This is a genomic window from Acinetobacter sp. 742879 (assembly GCF_000588535.1).
Lineage (GTDB): Bacteria > Pseudomonadota > Gammaproteobacteria > Pseudomonadales > Moraxellaceae > Acinetobacter > Acinetobacter pittii.
Genome location: NZ_JFYC01000005.1, coordinates 182959 through 200799, shown reverse-complemented (window position 1 = coordinate 200799; position 17841 = coordinate 182959). Strand labels below are relative to the sequence as shown.

Below are 17841 nucleotides of genomic sequence, written 5' to 3'. Positions count from 1 at the left end.
TGTATATTAAACAATCATTTTGTGATGTCATAAATACAGCTTCTTTTTTAGTACAGACCACTTCAATGCTATACTGATACATCATTTTATCTCATCAGCTGTTAAAAGATTATGTCTACCGAGACCTCACTTCGACCACTCTTTTGGAAAAACTATCCGTTAGAGCAACTGACTCAGGCTGAGTGGGAAGCTTTATGTGATGGCTGTGGTTTATGCTGTCTGGTAAAACTAGAAGATGAAGATACACATGAGGTGGCTTATACCAAAGTGGCCTGTAAGTTACTTGATTGTGGTACAGGGCGTTGCACGGACTATCCGAATCGTCAGCAGCAAGTACCTGACTGCCTACAATTAACGGTAGAGTCTTTAAAAACAATCCACTGGTTGCCTTCAAGCTGTGCCTATAAGCGCTTGAATGAAGGTAAGAATTTACCTTCTTGGCATTATTTAAATACGGGTTCGAGACAAAGCGTGGTTAAGGCGAAAAAGTCAGTTGCAGGACGTTGTATTTCTGAAGTTGATGTCCATGAAGATGATCTTGAAGATTATATTGTGCGATGGGTGCGCTAATTTAGTCTTAAAAGAGAATGTTTGATTACAGCGTATAATAAAGTAACACTTTTATCGTAATTTTTTTGCTCATCTCCGTAATATAACAATAAAAACAAAGGAGATAAAAATGATGAGACGATTAGCAGCCCCCTTATTATGTAGTAGCTTTTTTTTGTTAATGGCCTGTGGGTCTAATAATACCAATTCAAAAAATCCTGAACAAAATACGACTGCAAAAGCAGATCAGTCTGTTGCCATCAAACAAACTTATCAGGTTGAAGCAGTCTCAGATTTTAATGAGCCTTGGGCTGTGACCAGTCTGCCTGATCAGCGTTTATTAGTGACTGAACGGCAAGGTAAATTAAAAATTTTTAACCCTAAAAATAAGCAAATATTGGATGTGCAAGGTGTTCCAGCGGTGAACTATGGAGGACAGGGTGGTTTAGGAGATGTCATTTTACACCCTGACTTTGCCAAGAATCATTGGGTTTATCTCAGCTACGCTACAAAAGGGCAAGGTGGATCTGGCGCAGTGATTTCACGTGCGAAACTAGATTTATCTCATCCTAATCAGCCAAAACTCACCGATATAAAGCAGATTTGGCAGCAAGTACCTAAAGTCTCGGGACAAGGCCATTATGGACATCGCATGCTTTTTGGTACAGATGGTAAGCTGTGGGTCAGTTCAGGTGAGCGACAAAAGTTTGATCCTGCCCAAAACATGAAAAGTAACTTAGGTAAAATCTTGCGTTTAAATGAGGATGGCACCGCGGCTGTAGGTAACCCTTTTTATAAGCAAGGCGGGGTCACTGCTGAAATATGGTCACTGGGACACCGTAACCCGTTAGGTATGGCTTTTGACCGCCAAGGACAGCTGTGGGTGGTTGAGATGGGGCCTAAAGGTGGTGATGAGCTTAATATTATTACTAAAGGTGAAAATTATGGTTATCCAATCGTTTCAAATGGAGACCATTATTCGGGCCAACCTATTCCAGATCATCACACTCGGCCAGAGTTTAAAGCACCAGAAATTGACTGGACTCCTGTTATCTCTCCATCGAGTATGATCATTTATCGCGGACAACAATTTCCTGCATGGCAAAATAAAGCCTTAATTGGCGGGTTATCTTCCGAAGCGATTATTGTGGTGGATTTAGAGCATAAGCCCGTGAAAGAAGTGCAAAGATTGGATATGAAAAAACGTATTCGTGGGTTGCATGAAGCACAAGATGGTTCGATTTGGGTGATTGAAGATGGCTCAAATGCGCGTTTACTCAAGCTGAGTAAGAAACCCTCTTAATGCTAAGCAAGAGCCTGTAAATAAAGGACGTGTCTCATAGATTCAAATTGTAGATTTCTGTGAGACACAATAGACTATAGTGAAAAGACGATAAAGCTATTTGAGATGTCAGACACCCATATTCCACTTCCCGAACGCCTGCGCCCAAGAGACTTGTCTGAAATTATTGGGCAAGATCATTTATTAGGTGAACATGCGCCCTTACGTCAAATGATTGATCAGGGACATTTGCCTTCTATTATTTTTTGGGGCCCACCAGGCGTTGGTAAAACAACGATTGCTTTACTTTTGGCACAGGCGATAGACCGTCCATTTGTGAGCTTGTCTGCGCTGAATACGGGCGTAAAAGAATTACGTGAAGTGATTGCAGAAAGTGGTGATTTACTGACACCTGTGGTTTTTATTGACGAAATTCATCGTTTTAATAAATCACAGCAAGATGCTTTATTGGGTGCAGTTGAAAAAGGCAAAATTACTTTAATTGGTGCGACCACTGAAAACCCGTCTTTTGAAGTGAATAGCGCACTTTTATCACGCTGTCAGGTCTATACTTTAAATAGTTTAGACAGTGAGGCAATTCAGACACTACTCAACAATGCACTTCAAAGCGATAAATTCTTAAAAGAACGTTATATCCATATTGAAGAATATGATGCACTCATTCAGTTCGCAGCAGGTGATGCACGTAAAGCGCTTAATTTACTGGACTTGATTGCAAGCACCTTTGAACCAGAAATTGAAAACACGATTACCAATGCGGTAGTAGTGAAAGTCGCGCAACAAAATATTGCGCGTTATGACAAATCGGGCGAGCAGCATTACGACCTTGTTTCTGCCTTTATTAAATCAATTCGAGGCAGTGATCCAGATGCAACGCTATATTGGATGGCTCGTATGCTTAAAGGCGGAGAAGATCCGGTTTTTATTGCAAGACGTATGCTGATTGCAGCCTCAGAAGACATCGGAAACTCTAATCCAAATGCGCTATTGCTTGCAGGTGAGTGTTTCCGCTCTGTACAAGCGGTAGGTATGCCTGAGGCTCGAATTATTCTAGGCCAAACAGCAGTTTACCTAGCAACAAGTGCAAAAAGTAATAGTACTTATTTAGCGATTAATAAGGCTCTAGAACTTGCTGAAAAAACAGCAAATTTACCTGTGCCTTTACATTTGAGAAATGCGCCAACCAAGCTGATGAAACAGCAAGGCTATGGTATTAATTATCTCTATCCTCATGATTACCCTGAGCACTTTGTGCTGCAAGACTATTTGCCGCCTGAGTTGAAGGGAACCAAACTCTATGAGTCTGCAAGGAATAAGCGTGAGGTTGAAGGTGAGCGTTTACAGCAACGCAGATGGCAGCAGGAACAATAGTTCCCGCTTTATGCTATTCCAGCTCTTTAGTGACCTGACCATAAATCAGTAGCGTGAACACACCTGTACCGCCAATAATATTGCCGATAGTGGTAGGGATGAGGAAAGTAAACAGATACTTGCTAATAGAAGCTTCTCCTTGCCAGACCAGATAGGACATTTCTGTAGAACCAACCACTACATGGGTAAAGTCACCCAGTCCTATCAGATACGTCATGAAAAAGATGAGCAGAAACTTATTACTGACTGAAGGCAACATCCAGACCAAGGCAGCAATTAACAGCCCTGACATAATGCCTTTGAGCAGATTCTGGGTTGCAGAAAAGGAACCCACATGATGTGCGAGTTCATCCAGTGTTTTGTCAATATCTGGCGTAAACAGGTGGGTAGTTAGGAAAAATAAACTCGCCAAAGCTGTTCCAATAATGTTGCATAGAATCACAATGCCCCATAAGCGGCCCACTGCTCGTAATTTATCGAAAGTAAAGGGATTAAATAAAGGCACAACTGTGGTGATCGTATTCTCAGTAAAGAGTTGCATGTGACTCAATATAGCGATTAGAAACCCAATGGTATAACCCACATTAGTGATTAAATCGGTCCAGACTGCATCAGTTGGGAGATAAGCAGCAATAATCGCTTTAAATACAAATGAAAAACTGATGACTAAACCCGCGGCAATCCCTGAAAAGATCAGTGCAGTTGTTGGACGATCAAGCTCTTCGGCACCATCACGGCGGATAATTTCATAAACTAGACGAGGTGACAGTTTCTCATGTTCTTCGACTGCCATTTTTTCACGCCAGCTTAAAGTTTTCTCGACTTTCTTTTCCTCTATTTCATGGTCCATCAGGTTTACTCCTCACTGAATAAATATCTTATATTTATTGTTTTATTTATTGTTAAGGCAGTGTTCAGGATAAATCTAGTCTATTCATAACAGCTTTATGTGTCTTTTTATAAATTGAATGCACAATGGCTGGATCATCAACAATAAGATTAAAGAAAAGTATAAGCTCTTAAAGTACGGATGAGCGCCATATAGTCACCTTGAGAAGCTTCAGAAATGACGGTTTCTACTTCAGCTTCGCTCCATCCTTGTTTTAAGGCAGAAGTGCTAAAGTTGTTTAATAAGACCAAAGGATTTTCACCAAAATGGATTGGATGATTCATTAATCTCTTTTCAAGCTTAGATAATTCCATAGGTTCATCCGAGTTTTTAAATTTAATTATTGTGAAGTGCTTTGTGTTTTTTTAGATTTTAGTGTTTTAAATTAAGCTTATGCAAGTGTTAATTTATTGAAATAGACAAATCTGTCTACATTGTTTGGGGCGCATAGCGCTGAATATAAAAAAACCGGGCTTTAGCCCGGTTTTTTTATGAAGTTTTACTGATTAGATATCAGATAAATCTACGCCTAAACGAGCAGCAACTTCTTCATAAGCTTCAACAACACCGCCTAAACCTTGACGGAAACGGTCTTTGTCGAGTTTCTTCTTAGAGTCTTTATCCCATAAACGGCAGCCGTCTGGAGAGAACTCATCACCAAGCACGATGCGGTCATGGAAAACACCGAATTCAAGCTTGAAGTCCACCAAAATCATGTTGCCTTCAGCAAATAATGCTTTTAATACATCGTTTACCTTATAAGTTAAAACTTTCATTTGTTCTAACTGTTCAGCAGTCGCCCAACCTAAAGCAATCGCTTGAGATTCGTTAACCATTGGGTCGCCTAGACCGTCATCTTTATAGAACAATTCAAATGTAGGAGGAGTTAACTCTTTACCTTCTTCTACACCTAAGCGACGGCATAGAGAACCAGCTGCGTAGTTACGAATTACACATTCAACTGGAATCATTTGAAGTTTTTTAACAAGCACTTCAGTTGGAGAAAGCAATTTTTCAAAATGCGTTTCAATACCCGCAGCAGCAAGTTTTTCCATAATGAAGGCGTTAAAACGGTTGTTCACCTTGCCTTTACGATCTAGTTGTTCGATTTTTTCGCCGTTGAACGCAGAGGCATCATCACGAAAGACTAAAATCAGATGGTCGGCATTGTCTGTTTCATATACAGATTTTGCTTTACCAGTATAGAGCAAGGTTTGTTTTAACATGAGGGAACCTTTTTAAAAAAAATGCCTAGTAAACGACTAGGCTGGCCAATTTTGGTAAATCTGGTTTAACACTTCAGCAGCCACATCTGGGCTTGCAAAAGTGTTATCTACATTAAATAGAGCAAGAGTATGACTAGAACCTACACCAGTAAGTTTAAGCACATAAGTATTGTCATTTACTTTAATCGTCGCTTGATTACTGCCTTGAGCGATGATGTTGAAATTTAAAGTACTTAACGTAGCTTTGGTGTATTGCCAGATCTCGGCTGTATTTCCATCAACTTTTAACAACGGATTTTTATTACCGTCAGTCACAAGCTGAGGACGTCCAAGCGCAGTCGTCGTTTGAGCAGAGGCATCTAGTGTCGCATTACCTTGCGTTTGTTCAGGGCGTGGCAGTGCATAGCGGTTGCCACGCTTATTTTCAAACTTCGGTGCGTTATCGATAGCGCGCTGTTCTACAGTTGGTGCAGGATACAAAGGTGTCGCTGGTCGTACAGTTGCATCGGCAGGATATTCAAGCGGGGCAAGTTGCTTGGCATTTTTATAATCTAAAGAGTGATTATTAATTGCGAAGCGACCACAACCAGCTAAACTTAAGGCTGAAACTGCAAGGACTAAACCAAGACGTAATTGCATCATAAATTGCTCTTATTAAATAATTCCCGCATCTTTTAGGGCATTGCGGAGAGGTTCGCGATATTGCTCAGCGAGAGGAGTGAGTGGTAAGCGAATACCAGTATCAATCAGTCCCATCTCATGTAGTGCCCATTTCACAGGAATTGGGTTTGATTCGCAAAATAGAATATTGTGTAAATTTGCAATCTTATTGTTAAGCGTCTTCGCTTGTTGTTCATCTTTGGCAATCGCAACAGCACATACTTCACTCATTGCTTTAGGTGCAATATTTGCAGTAACCGAGATGTTGCCGTCAGCGCCAAGAAGCATAAGTTCCCATGCTGTCTCATCATCACCTGAGTACACAGCCATCTTGCCGTTTAACGCCTCAATTAAAGCTTTACCACGAGGTACGTCACCTGTTGCATCTTTAATGCCGACAATATTCGAGATCTCTGCTAAACGTACAGCTGTGTCGTTTGAAAGGTCTACGCCAGTACGACCAGGTACGTTATAGAGAATAAGCGGTAATTCAACAGCTTCAGCAATCGCTTTATAGTGTTGGTAAAGGCCTTCTTGGGTTGGCTTGTTATAATATGGTGTTACAAGTAAAGCTGCATCAGCACCGAGGTCTTTAGCAGCTTTAGTTAATTCGATTGCTTCACGGGTTGAGTTTGCACCAGTACCGGCAATAATTGGAATACGTTTATTGGCTACACGAATAATTTCTTTAATAACCTGTGTGTGCTCTTCCATGCTCAATGTTGAGGCTTCGCCGGTTGTACCGACGGCTACAATACTGTTTGTACCTTGTTCTATGTGCCACTCAACCAGCTTCTCAAGACCCTTCCAATCTACACCGCCGTCTTTCAACATGGGTGTGACGATTGCGACGATTGAGCCTTGAATGGTCTGTGCTTGCTGAGTCATTTTTAAAAATATCCTATTTATCCATCCGAATCTGAGGTAAGAAAAACAAAATGTGGGATGGTTGCAGTATTTTGATTGTCCAGTTCTAACAATAACAGATTGTTGAATGACAATTATGCAAATTATGACTGATCAGACGCATAAGAACAATACGCCTAACGGATAATCGCGATGTAAACTTGAGGAAAAGATAGGATGTTTTCGTTATTGCGCATTAAGAACACCCACTAAACACAACAATACAGTCGGATTCAGCTGAGCCTTACTTAATATTGGCTATTTTTGTGGCAAGATAGAATGCAATTCCCCAGTTGGGATTGAAGATGACATGAAAATGAATAAACAACCACAAAATGCGGTTTTAATCGTAGTTGATGTACAAAATGGTTTTACACCGGGTGGAAATTTAGCAGTTGCTGATGCCGATAGAATTATTCCAACGATTAACCAACTTGCTGGTTGTTTTGAAAATGTCGTCCTGACTCAGGACTGGCACCCGGATAATCATATCTCTTTTGCAGCCAATCATTTTGGCAAGCAACCATTTGGAACCATTGAACTCGACTATGGACAGCAGGTGCTTTGGCCTAAGCATTGTGTACAAGGTACTCAAGATGCGGAGTTTCATCCTGATTTAAATATTCCGACAGCTCAACTGATTATCCGAAAAGGTTTTCATGCACATATTGATAGCTACTCGGCTTTTATAGAAGCTGATCACTCTACAACGACGGGTTTAACGGGTTATCTAAAAGAGCGCGGTATTGATACGGTTTATGTGGTCGGAATTGCTACGGACTTTTGTGTAGCATGGACTGCTTTAGATGCAGTTAAGCAAGGTTTTAAAACTTTAGTGGTTGAAGATGCTTGTAAAGGGATTGATCTGAATGGTTCGTTAGAACAAGCTTGGCAAACCATGCAACAACAAGGTGTTGTCCGTATTCAGTCGACTGATCTGTTGAGCGGGCGCTAAGTCTATTGGTCTAGTATTTTAATTTTTAGGGATAGAAAGTATGTCTGCATTCCTGCGCTTTACCCAATTTATTCAAAAAACTTTTGCCTTATGGGTCATTGTTTTTGCAGCACTAGCGCTATGGCAGCCTGAATTTTTTGTCTGGCTTAAAGCTTACATTCCATGGATTTTGGGCATTATTATGCTTGGTATGGGAATGACCATGACCGTCGATGACTTTAAAGGGGTATTACAAAGCCCTAAAGCGGTATTGATTGGGGTGGTTGCGCAGTTTGTGGTGATGCCGGGCTTGGCATATGTTCTATGTAAATTATTTAATTTGCCTCCTGAAATTGCGGTCGGCGTTATTTTGGTAGGTTGTTGCCCCGGGGGAACGGCTTCAAACGTGATTACCTATATGGCCAAAGGTAACGTGGCTTTATCGGTCGCTTGTACATCGGTATCAACGCTTTTAGCACCTGTATTAACGCCTGCGATTTTCTATCTGCTTGCCAGCCAATGGTTAAAGATTGATGCGGCTTCGATGTTTATTTCGATTTTGCAGGTGGTACTACTACCTATTATCGTTGGTTTGATTTTAAGAACATGGCTTAAACGTCAGGTCGAATCTTATATTCAAGTCATGCCTTTAGTTTCAGTCATTGCAATTGTAGCGATTGTGGCCGCGATTATTGGTGGAAGCAAAGCAGCAATTTTACAGTCTGGCTTGCTCATTTTGGCTGTGGTGATCTTACATAATGGGCTTGGCTATTTATTAGGTTTTACCGCGGCACGTTTCTTTAAATTACCTTATGCGGACAGTAAAGCAATTGCTGTAGAAGTCGGAATGCAAAACTCAGGCTTAGGTGTTGCACTTGCAGCAGTCCATTTTGCTGCTTCTCCAATTACAGCTGTACCAAGCGCGATTTTCAGTCTTTGGCATAATATTTCTGGGCCTGCACTTGCGACTTATTGGGCAAGTAAACACAAACAAGAATAACTGTATAAACAATATACATGACAAAAGAAGGCCAAACGAATAGTTTGGCCTTTTTATTTAAAGCATATTTTAGGGGAGTTAAAGCTAGAACTGGTATGTCTTTTGCTTTGAATTGATGCACTAAAAATAACGTGAATATGAGTATAAATCGTAAAGAAAAATAAGGCATTTTCTAGATGAACCAGATTTTTAAATTATTTATTCCCATGCTCTCAAGCAATTTAATTCTAGTTTTAAGTGGATTGATTGATATTGCTTATGTAGGGCATTTTAGTAACGATCATGTAGCAGCATTATCGGTGACCTTATCTTTATATACAGTGGTTTATGTCATTGGTATGGGGATTCTGCAAGGTGTGATGCTCAAGCTTTCAGAAGCTTATGGTTCCCATGACATACCACGCATTCGTCAAATTTTTATTCAAGGCATCTGGCTGATGTTATGTTCGGCATTGCTGAGTATTGGCTTGCTTTACTTGTTCCGTGATTTACCAAAATTGTTTGGAGCATCTGAACATGTTGTTTCAATTACTAAAAACTGTATTTGGGCTTTGGTATTTATTTTACCTGCCCATTTACTGATGCGCTTATTTACAGCTTTGTCTCAGGTCACTGAAAATGCGCATAAGGTTTTAGTATCAGATAGTATTTTCTTCATTCTTAAAATTATGTTGTCCTATCTTTTGATTTATGGTGTCGCTTCATTTTCAATTCCGCCACTCGGTGCCATAGGGGCTTTGTTAGCTACTCTCATTGTACGGTGGTTTATGTTGGCTGTTTACTACCTGTTTTTCCTAGAGAAAGGATACATCTTTATTGAGCATCCCGAACAGTCAGTTGAAGATAGCCGCCAAAGTCTGCGTATGATTTTAAAAATAGGTATCCCGACAGCAATTATGGCGTTGATGGACGTCGTTGCATTTTGTTCGGTTGCTATTCTGATTTTGCCTTTTGGGAGTGTGGTGTCAGCGGCACATCAAATTGTCGCAAGTACTGGCGGCTTCATGTTTATTTTTCCTTCGTCAATTGCCTCGGCTTATAGCATTTTAGTGTCACGATCTGTGGGCAGCGGAAACATGGAAGAAGCAAACAAAATTGCCAGACAAAGTATATGGGTGATTATGGCAGTAAGCGGCAGTCTATCCCTGTGTTTATGGCTGGGGAGGGACTTAATTGTCACCTTTTATTCAGATGATTTGGCTGTTCAGATTTTGGCTGCATCACTGCTGTTGATTGTCTGTATGTCTCACTTTCTAGATGGCTTAATGACGTTATTGACCTCTTTGCTGCGTTGTTGGGATGTGTCGATTTTACCAATGCTGATTTTCTTGGTCGTGGTGTTATGTTTCGGATTAGGCGGTGGTTGGTGGATGGCCTATAAAGGACTGCATTGGCAAGATATCTCGATTTCTGCGATGGGAATTTATGGTTTCTGGTGGATGGCTGCCATAAGTTATTTAGTGGCTTTTCTAATGAGTGCCATCTGTTTCCATTTTAGAAAACAATTAAGAGGTTTTTGATTAGGCAGATCAACACACTCTTAAAGAGGATGTTCTACTAACCAATCTTCAATCTCATTTTCAGAAATTACTTCAAAGCCGTGGCGCTGCAAAAGCGCCGTGGTGATTCCAGCTCCCGTAATTTTCTCACCTTGAAAAGTACCGTTATAAATTTTTTGGCTACCACAAGATGGGCTATTCTCTTTTAAAACCACACAAGTTGCTTTTATTTGCTGCGCAACTTCTAGGGTGCGATAAGCACCTTTTAAATATAACTCTGTCACATCTAAACCAGATGAATCAGTAATTCTTGCTTTGCCATCAAGCACATCTTGACCTGTTCCGCCCACAATTTCTGCGGGTAAACGGGGAGTGGTAAAACCACCTAATAGCTCTGGGCATAATGCTTGGGCTTTTTTATTGATTAATAGCTGCTTAAGTCGGGTATTTGGACAGGATTTACCATCATATCGAACAGGTTCACCAATTAAACATGCGCTGACTAAAAGCATAGTTTTCCAAACTCAAAGCAAGAGAGATTTTTGAAGATAAAGAATCATAAACAGAATATCGAATATGACAATTGATTTTAAAACAGGCAAATTAAAAGATTACTAAAATTATGCAATTCATAATTAAGTTATGTATTGCATAATTTATTTGTTTTTAGTAGCATCTAATTCAAGGTAAATGGCCATTGGAGATCCAACAAGGATGTTGGTCTCCATAAATCTATAAATGATTTTTAGGAAAAGACGATTTTTAAGGGTTTATTGAAAAATCTCAATCGTACTTTTAGATAACAAAGGACAGTGTGTATGGAAAATAAACACCACATGGAACGGAAATTCATCATCAAAGGCTCCACGCTCATCATATCTTCATTTTAATGATTCGTTTTTTTCTCATAGGATGCGTTGGGTTAAGGCATTTTGACGGTTCAAATACTCACCCAATGATTACGTATTCTATAGAGAAAGGAGCTGAGTTCATCAGCAATAGAGATAAACGGAACAGGTAATCACCAGAGGGAAACTAGATGGATATTTTAGAGAACCCATTAGAATTATGCGGTTTTGCATTTATTGAGTTTGTTTCAAAAGAAAATGAATTAGATCCAGTTTTTGAGACAATCGGCTTTTCAAAAGTAGCCAAGCATAAATCGAAAGAAGCGTACTTATGGCGTCAAGGAAATATCAATATTATCCTGAATTATCAGCCAGAATCTTATGCTTCATTCTTCTTTAATGAACATGGTCCATCTGCTTGTGCGATGGGTTTTAAAACACGTGATGCAGCAAAAGCTTTCCAAAAAGCAGTAGAACTTGGTGCTGAACCAATGTATTCAAAAGTTGGGCCAATGGAGCTCAACATCCCGGCAATCAAAGGTATTGGTGGTATGCCAATCTTTTTAGTTGACCGTGATATTTATGAAAATGACTTTGTTTTCTTTGATGATGCCGAGAAACGTCCAGTAGGGGCAGGCTTAAATGAGATTGACCACTTAACTCATAACGTCTACAAAGGCCGTATGGAGTATTGGGCAAACTTCTATGAAAAAATCTTTAACTTCCAAGAAATTCGCTACTTTGATATTAAAGGTGAATATACAGGTTTAACGTCTAAAGCATTAACAGCACCAGACGGTAAGATCCGTATTCCGTTAAACGAAGATTCAGACAAAGGAAACGGCCAAATTGCAGAGTTCCTATCTGACTTTAATGGCGAAGGTATTCAGCATATCGCGTTTATTTGTGATGACTTAATCTCGACTTGGGATAAGTTAAAAGGTCTCGGTCTGAAATTTATGACACCACCGCCAAATACCTATTATGAAATGCTACCAGAACGTTTACCTGATCATGGTGAGCCGACTGATGAATTAAAACAGCGCGGTATTTTGCTTGATGGTAATACTAAAGACGGTCAGAAAAAGCTGTTATTGCAAATTTTCTCTGAAAACATGATTGGTCCAGTTTTCTTTGAATTTATTCAACGTAAAGATGATGATGGCTTTGGTGAAGGTAACTTCAAAGCGTTATTTGAGTCGATTGAACGTGACCAGATTCGCCGTGGTGTTTTAGAAACTAAATAAATAAGCTGAGCTTTATTCCTGATCTAAAAAAACCAAGAGTTTGATCTCTTGGTTTTTTTATGACTATTGATTAGCGACTTTTAATATATTGATTGATGAGGTTCACTTCATTTTTCAAGATTTCAATCGTTTTACTGTGAGGGTCGACTGGTAAAAACATTTCACTGTCTAGTGCGACAATACAAAACTCAATACTCTGGTTTGAGTTAAATACAGGTAAACCTACCGCATTAATTCCTGTCAATAAATCGCCTTTCGCTGCCGACATTTGTTGCTGGCGAATGGTGTCTTTAAGCTCTGTAAACGCTTGCCAGTTTTGCGGTGCGATGTGCAGACCAAGCTCTTGATGTTTTTGCCATTCTGTTTCCATTAAGGGACGAACAAAATGTTCTGGAAGATAAGAAGCAAATAGACGTCCCGCAGCAGAATTGACTAAAGGCATAATCGAGCCGACTTTAGTCACAATTGAAATAGGGTGGTTTGATTCAATCGACTGAACCACGACAGGGCCTTTTGGTGACCATTTACTAATTTGTATACCGCAACCAATTTTGTTTTGTAGGTCGTAAATTAAATGCTGTACCAGCTGTAGTGTGTCGCTATGCTGGACACAGTTGAGACCTAAGCGCCATGCCTGATCACCTAGGGCATATTGCCCATCATCAAGTTGTTTTGCATATTCCATGCGAATAAGGCTGACTAGATAGCGATGCACTTTGGCAGGATGCATTTCTAGCTTGCTAGACAGATCTTTGAGAATAATAGGTTGATTGTGTTCCAAAAGGGCGTTTAGTACAGATAAACCGACTTCAAGTGATTGAACCCCCCCAGATACTTTTTCTTCAATCATTTAAATACCCTTAATAAATTTACTTCAACTGTTAAACAGTGACGATCAAAACATAAATTGAAATTGGCGCGTTTTACATCATGCCTGAGCCTAGTGAAAAATAGAAATCACCTTTTTCTATTAGCGAAATTGACATGTTTAATAACCAACAACTTTCTAAAATCACTATGCTCTTATTTATAGCGTAATTTTCTAGAAATTTAGCGGTTTTAAATAATATAAATCGGCATTGATATAGAACTGCTCTTAAAACAATTCTAATCAATGCCGATTTTTTAGTGCGCTCTTTAAAAATTAGGTTCCTAACTCTTCTTCATGCAAGAAATGAGTGTGGTGTGGAGCGCGTTTGGTTTTGCTCCATTCCTCTAGCATTTCAGTTTTCATTTCTTCAGTAATTTTTGCAATTTTTTCTTCAGCATGAGCATCGTTATAAGTCAGTTCTAAACGATGACCATTTGGATCGAAGAAGTAAATTGAGTGGAAAATGCCATGGTTAGTCACACCTAAGACTTTCACATCATTTTCTTCTAAATGTTGCTTGGCAGCCATCAACGCATTTAAGTCTTCAACTTCAAAAGCAATATGCTGTACCCATTGAGGCGTATTTTCATCTCGGCCCATTTCTGGTTGAGTTGGCAATTCAAAAAATGCCAAAACGTTGCCTTGTCCTGCATCTAAGAATAAATGCATATATGGGTCAAAGGCTTTAGTTGACGGCACATGGTCCTCAGCAAAAGCTAAAATGAAATCCATATTGAGCATTTTTTTATACCACTCAACCGTCTCTTTCGCATCCTTACAACGATATGCAACGTGATGTATTTTTTTAATGGCAAATGTCATATTAAAACTCCTTTTTACTATTCCCAATCTGGTTGTTGTTCTGGCGCCGCGTTATAAAAGGCTGGGATAGACAAACAATGGTGATAAATCGATTCAATTTTTGGAAACGCAGATAAATCAATCTTGAAGCGTTTCGCGTTGTAGACCTGTGGAATCAGGCAGCAATCGGCAATAGTTGCTTGTTGTCCAAAGCAAAATTGTCCATTTGAATCTTGAAGTTGCTGTTCGAGATTTTGAAAGCCTTCAATAATCCAGTGCTGATACCAATAATTTTTCTGCTCATCTGAAACATTTAAGTCATTTTTTAAATATTTCAGTACGCGTAAGTTATTTAATGGATGAATATCGCAAGCGATTGCTTGAGCAAAAGCGCGAACTTTTGCTCTCTCTTGCACATCATTTGGAAGTAATTTGGTTTCTGGATATTGTTCATCTAGATATTCCAAAATACTTAACGATTGAGACAAGGTTAAATCGCCGTCAATTAAAGTCGGAACTAGAGCACTACGGTTTAACTTTAAATAGTCTTCGCTTTGCTGTTCATTTTTTACCAGATGAACTGGAACAGTCTCATAAGCTAAACCTTTAATGTTTAGACCAATCCGTACTCTGTAGGCTGCAGAGCTACGAAAGTAACTATACAGCTTCATAGTCAGGCTCCGAAGTTTCTGCAAAATCGAAATTTAATGCAGGAAGGACTGTATTTCGAACTTCACCGAAGCCAATGCGAATACCATTTTTCTCACAGTGACCTTTCATAATGAGTGTATCGCCGTCTTGCAAGAAACCACGAGTTTCACCATTGGCAAGTGTTAAAGGCTTGGTGGTGTTCCATGTAAGCTCAAGCAAGCTGCCATACGAATCTGGTGTAGAACCTGAAATAGTACCTGAACCCATTAAATCACCAACCTGAACGTTACAGCCGCCAATGGTGTGGTGAGTGAGCTGCTGAGCCATAGACCAGTACATATATTTGAAATTAGTTTGGCAAATCACGTCAGCTTGTGCCGATTTCGGGCTTTGAATTTCAACACTCAAATTAATGTCATAACTATTCGCGATATTTTCTTGTAAATACGCTAAAGGTTTAGGCTCTTGTTTTGGGCCTTCCACTTTAAATGGCTCAAGTGCTTCAAGTGTGACTACCCAAGGTGAGATGGCACTAGCAAATGATTTTGAATTGAAAGGGCCTAAAGGCACATATTCCCATTGCTGGATATCGCGTGCTGACCAGTCATTGAGTAATACCATTCCAAAAATATGATCCCAAGCATTTTCAATCGAGATCGGCTGGGCAAGCTCTGTTGGTTTACCAATAACAAATGCTGTTTCAAGTTCAAAATCGAGTTTACGCGATGCAGAAAAAACTGGGCGCTCTTCATTAGGAAGTTTAATTTGTCCAGATGGACGCACGACTTGAGTGCCACTGACTACAACAGAGCTAGCACGGCCGTTATAACCAACAGGCAATTCAGTCCAGTTTGGCAGTAAAGCATTTTTAGGGTCGCGGAACATACAGCCTACATTGGTTGCATGCTCTTTAGAAGAATAGAAATCGGTATAACCAGGCACCTGAAGAGGTAAATGCAAAGTAACGCTGTCTTGCTTAACTAAAACTTCTTGGCGTAATGCTTCATTTTCTTGAAGTGTTAAATTTTCAACCGAGAGAAGAGACTGTAGTGTCTTACGAGCTTTTGACCAGTTGGCTTTACCAGACTCAATAAATTTATTGAGTGTAGGCTGGTTAAAATATGTGTCTTGTTCTGAAAGTTTTAAAAGACCGTGCTTTTCAAGAGCAGCGAGATCAATCACCCAATCACCAATAGCTACACCAACTTGACGCTCACTTTCGTTAGCTCTGCTAAAAACACCGTAAGGCAAATTATGAATAGTGAAATCTGATTGAGGTGAAACTTCAATAAAAGAGTTTAGTTTTTGTTCCATTTTCGCTTCCTTGTCTTTATCTCGGGTCTTATACAAATAAAAGTTCGGTCTAGGACTGAGCTACTCAATAAGTTTTAACCTTTGCTTAGATCATCTTTTGTCTTATGAGTTTGATATAGACCGAGCACAACCAATTGCTTCATATCTCTATAATACTGAATTCATCAAATTACGCAATACATAATTTAATTACACATTTCATAATAATTGTCATTTCTTGTATTTTCTGTTTTCATTCGCGGTCATGAGAAAAGTCACGCAATTATTTTTTCATGAATCTCTATGAAAGTTTGATCAATTTATGATATACGTAATTTATTGGAAAAAAATTACGTGACACGGATGAGAATAATCATATGTCAGCACAAGAGCAAGGAAACCTGAAACATGGTTTGAGTAATCGGCACATCCAGCTTATTGCATTGGGTGGGGCGATTGGCACAGGGCTTTTTCTTGGTATATCACAATCGATTAAATTAGCAGGTCCATCGGTCATCCTCGGTTATGCCATTGCAGGATTTATTGCTTTTTTAATGATGCGTCAGCTTGGTGAAATGGTGGTAGAAGAGCCAGTTAGTGGATCTTTTAGTCATTTTGCCTACAAATATTGGGGACCATTTGCAGGGTTCATGTCAGGATGGAACTATTGGGTACTCAATGTTCTTGTCTGTATGGCAGAACTAAGCGCAATTGGTCTTTACATTCAATATTGGTGGCCGCAAATCCCGACGTGGGCATCTGCTTTAGCCTTCTTTGTCTTAATTAACGGCATTAATTTGCTACACGTTAAGTTTTTTGGCGAAATGGAATTTTGGTTTTCTATTGTCAAAATCTTAGCCATTCTTGCAATGATTGGCTTTGGTTCATATTTACTTGCAACAGGCACAGCAGGTCCACAGGCAAGCATTTCGAACCTCTGGGCACTTGGCGGTTTCTTCCCGTTTGGTGTTGAAGGCTTAGTCATGGCAATGGCAGTCATTATTTTTGCTTTCGGTGGTATTGAGCTTTTCGGTATTACTGCAGCTGAAGCACGTGACCCTGATAAAACTTTACCTAAAGCTGTGAATCAAATTATTTACCGTATTTTGATTTTCTATATTGCGACGCTTTTTGTTTTATTCTCGCTGTTCCCATGGAACCAAATGGCACAAGGCGGTAGTCCGTTTGTAATGGTCTTTGCTTCTTTAGATAGCCAAGGCATTGCAACGTTATTGAACTTTGTCATTTTGACAGCAGCGGTTTCAGTTTATAACGGCACAAGTTATTGCAGTAGCCGTATGTTGTTAGGCCTTGCGCAACAAGGAAATGCACCAAAAGTATTTGCACGTATTAATAAGCGCGGTATTCCAACCAATGCTGTGATCCTTTCAGCGGCAGTCACTATTTTATGTGTACTGTTAAACTATATTTTCCCTGAAAAAGCATTTGGTTTACTCATGATGCTGGTGGTTGCAGCGATTGTAATTAACTGGGTTGTAATTTCATGGACGCATTTAAAATTCCGCAAATATATGCAGCGCCAAGGGCAAACAACGAAGTTCCCAAGCTTTATGTATCCGTTTAGCAACTATCTATGCATACTATTTATGCTTGGTATTTTGGTCGTAATGTCTTTAACACCAGATATGCGTGTTGCAGTCATGATGATTCCTGGTTGGATTTTGTGTTTGATGGTAGCGTACCAATTTAAACGCCGAAAATTGAAAGCTGAGCAGTCTGTACCTGCCTTAGAGGCGGATATTTAATAAATTATTGAGTTGTATCTAAAAAGG

Annotated in this window: 18 protein-coding genes; 8 read left to right on the top strand and 10 right to left on the bottom strand. The window is 39.6% G+C overall.

The genetic code is table 11. From position 1 onward, the window contains the following. The first annotated feature begins 111 nt into the window (after positions 1 to 111). The 3 genes from J690_RS12940 (at position 112) to J690_RS12930 (ending at position 3223) form a co-directional block, all read left to right on the top strand. Positions 112 to 570: a YcgN family cysteine cluster protein gene (locus tag J690_RS12940; RefSeq protein ID WP_002119281.1), complete on the top strand. Its 459-nt coding sequence runs from the start codon at positions 112 to 114 to the stop codon at positions 568 to 570. A 109-nt stretch (positions 571 to 679) separates the two neighbouring features. Further along, positions 680 to 1852, top strand: a complete 1173-nt coding sequence (locus J690_RS12935; RefSeq protein ID WP_032036262.1) for a PQQ-dependent sugar dehydrogenase — start codon at positions 680 to 682, stop codon at positions 1850 to 1852. A gap of 105 nt (positions 1853 to 1957) precedes the next feature. Beyond that, positions 1958 to 3223: a replication-associated recombination protein A gene (locus tag J690_RS12930; RefSeq protein WP_017481876.1), complete on the top strand. Its 1266-nt coding sequence runs from the start codon at positions 1958 to 1960 to the stop codon at positions 3221 to 3223. Positions 3224 to 3236: 13 nt separating this feature from the next. On the opposite strand, the gene J690_RS12925 is transcribed toward J690_RS12930, so the two are convergent. The 5 genes from J690_RS12925 to dapA all read right to left on the bottom strand — a co-directional run bounded on the left by J690_RS12925 (position 3237) and on the right by dapA (position 6886). Next, complete coding sequence (locus tag J690_RS12925; RefSeq protein WP_032036261.1) at positions 3237 to 4073, bottom strand: formate/nitrite transporter family protein; 837 nt, start codon at positions 4071 to 4073, stop codon at positions 3237 to 3239. Positions 4074 to 4222: 149 nt separating this feature from the next. Further along, positions 4223 to 4426 (bottom strand): hypothetical protein, encoded by a 204-nt coding sequence (locus tag J690_RS12920; protein WP_032036259.1) that lies wholly within the window; start codon positions 4424 to 4426, stop codon positions 4223 to 4225. Positions 4427 to 4618: 192 nt separating this feature from the next. Further along, complete coding sequence (purC, locus tag J690_RS12915; RefSeq protein WP_002119240.1) at positions 4619 to 5338, bottom strand: phosphoribosylaminoimidazolesuccinocarboxamide synthase; 720 nt, start codon at positions 5336 to 5338, stop codon at positions 4619 to 4621. A gap of 36 nt (positions 5339 to 5374) precedes the next feature. After that, the gene (locus J690_RS12910; RefSeq protein WP_002119179.1) at positions 5375 to 5977 is read right to left on the bottom strand and encodes a hypothetical protein; all 603 of its coding nucleotides are present in this window, start codon (positions 5975 to 5977) and stop codon (positions 5375 to 5377) included. 15 nt (positions 5978 to 5992) lie between these two features. Further along, positions 5993 to 6886 carry a 4-hydroxy-tetrahydrodipicolinate synthase gene (gene dapA, locus J690_RS12905; RefSeq protein WP_005804343.1) on the bottom strand — a complete coding sequence of 298 codons (894 nt, stop codon included), beginning with the start codon at positions 6884 to 6886 and terminating at the stop codon, positions 5993 to 5995. Between the two features lie 328 nt (positions 6887 to 7214). Here dapA and pncA point away from each other — a divergent pair, with 328 nt between their 5' ends. The 3 genes from pncA (at position 7215) to J690_RS12890 (ending at position 10358) form a co-directional block, all read left to right on the top strand. Further along, a complete protein-coding gene (gene pncA, locus J690_RS12900) occupies positions 7215 to 7859 on the top strand; it encodes a bifunctional nicotinamidase/pyrazinamidase (RefSeq protein ID WP_032036257.1) in 645 nt (214 codons plus the stop codon). 40 nt (positions 7860 to 7899) lie between these two features. Continuing rightward, positions 7900 to 8838, top strand: coding sequence for a bile acid:sodium symporter family protein (locus tag J690_RS12895; protein ID WP_032036255.1), 939 nt, complete (start codon positions 7900 to 7902; stop codon positions 8836 to 8838). Positions 8839 to 9014: 176 nt separating this feature from the next. Continuing rightward, positions 9015 to 10358, top strand: coding sequence for an MATE family efflux transporter (locus J690_RS12890; RefSeq protein ID WP_032036253.1), 1344 nt, complete (start codon positions 9015 to 9017; stop codon positions 10356 to 10358). A 20-nt stretch (positions 10359 to 10378) separates the two neighbouring features. On the opposite strand, the gene J690_RS12885 is transcribed toward J690_RS12890, so the two are convergent. Next, on the bottom strand, positions 10379 to 10849 hold the full coding sequence (locus J690_RS12885) for a 2-thiouracil desulfurase family protein (RefSeq protein ID WP_032036252.1): 471 nt from the start codon (positions 10847 to 10849) through the stop codon (positions 10379 to 10381). A gap of 527 nt (positions 10850 to 11376) precedes the next feature. Here J690_RS12885 and hppD point away from each other — a divergent pair. Continuing rightward, positions 11377 to 12432: a 4-hydroxyphenylpyruvate dioxygenase gene (gene hppD, locus J690_RS12880; protein WP_032036250.1), complete on the top strand. Its 1056-nt coding sequence runs from the start codon at positions 11377 to 11379 to the stop codon at positions 12430 to 12432. Between the two features lie 70 nt (positions 12433 to 12502). Here hppD and J690_RS12875 read toward each other — a convergent pair whose 3' ends face one another. The 4 genes from J690_RS12875 to fahA all read right to left on the bottom strand — a co-directional run bounded on the left by J690_RS12875 (position 12503) and on the right by fahA (position 16069). Beyond that, complete coding sequence (locus tag J690_RS12875) at positions 12503 to 13282, bottom strand: IclR family transcriptional regulator (protein WP_032036248.1); 780 nt, start codon at positions 13280 to 13282, stop codon at positions 12503 to 12505. A gap of 294 nt (positions 13283 to 13576) precedes the next feature. Further along, on the bottom strand, positions 13577 to 14125 hold the full coding sequence (locus J690_RS12870; RefSeq protein WP_032036246.1) for a VOC family protein: 549 nt from the start codon (positions 14123 to 14125) through the stop codon (positions 13577 to 13579). 17 nt (positions 14126 to 14142) lie between these two features. Further along, a complete protein-coding gene (gene maiA / locus J690_RS12865; protein WP_032036244.1) occupies positions 14143 to 14775 on the bottom strand; it encodes a maleylacetoacetate isomerase in 633 nt (210 codons plus the stop codon). Further along, positions 14762 to 16069, bottom strand: a complete 1308-nt coding sequence (gene fahA, locus J690_RS12860) for a fumarylacetoacetase (RefSeq protein ID WP_032036241.1) — start codon at positions 16067 to 16069, stop codon at positions 14762 to 14764. The genes maiA and fahA overlap by 14 nt, the downstream gene beginning before the upstream one ends. Positions 16070 to 16425: 356 nt before the next feature. Between fahA and J690_RS12855 the strand changes: the two genes are divergently transcribed. After that, positions 16426 to 17814: an amino acid permease gene (locus J690_RS12855; RefSeq protein WP_002119258.1), complete on the top strand. Its 1389-nt coding sequence runs from the start codon at positions 16426 to 16428 to the stop codon at positions 17812 to 17814. The last annotated feature ends 27 nt before the right edge of the window (positions 17815 to 17841 follow it).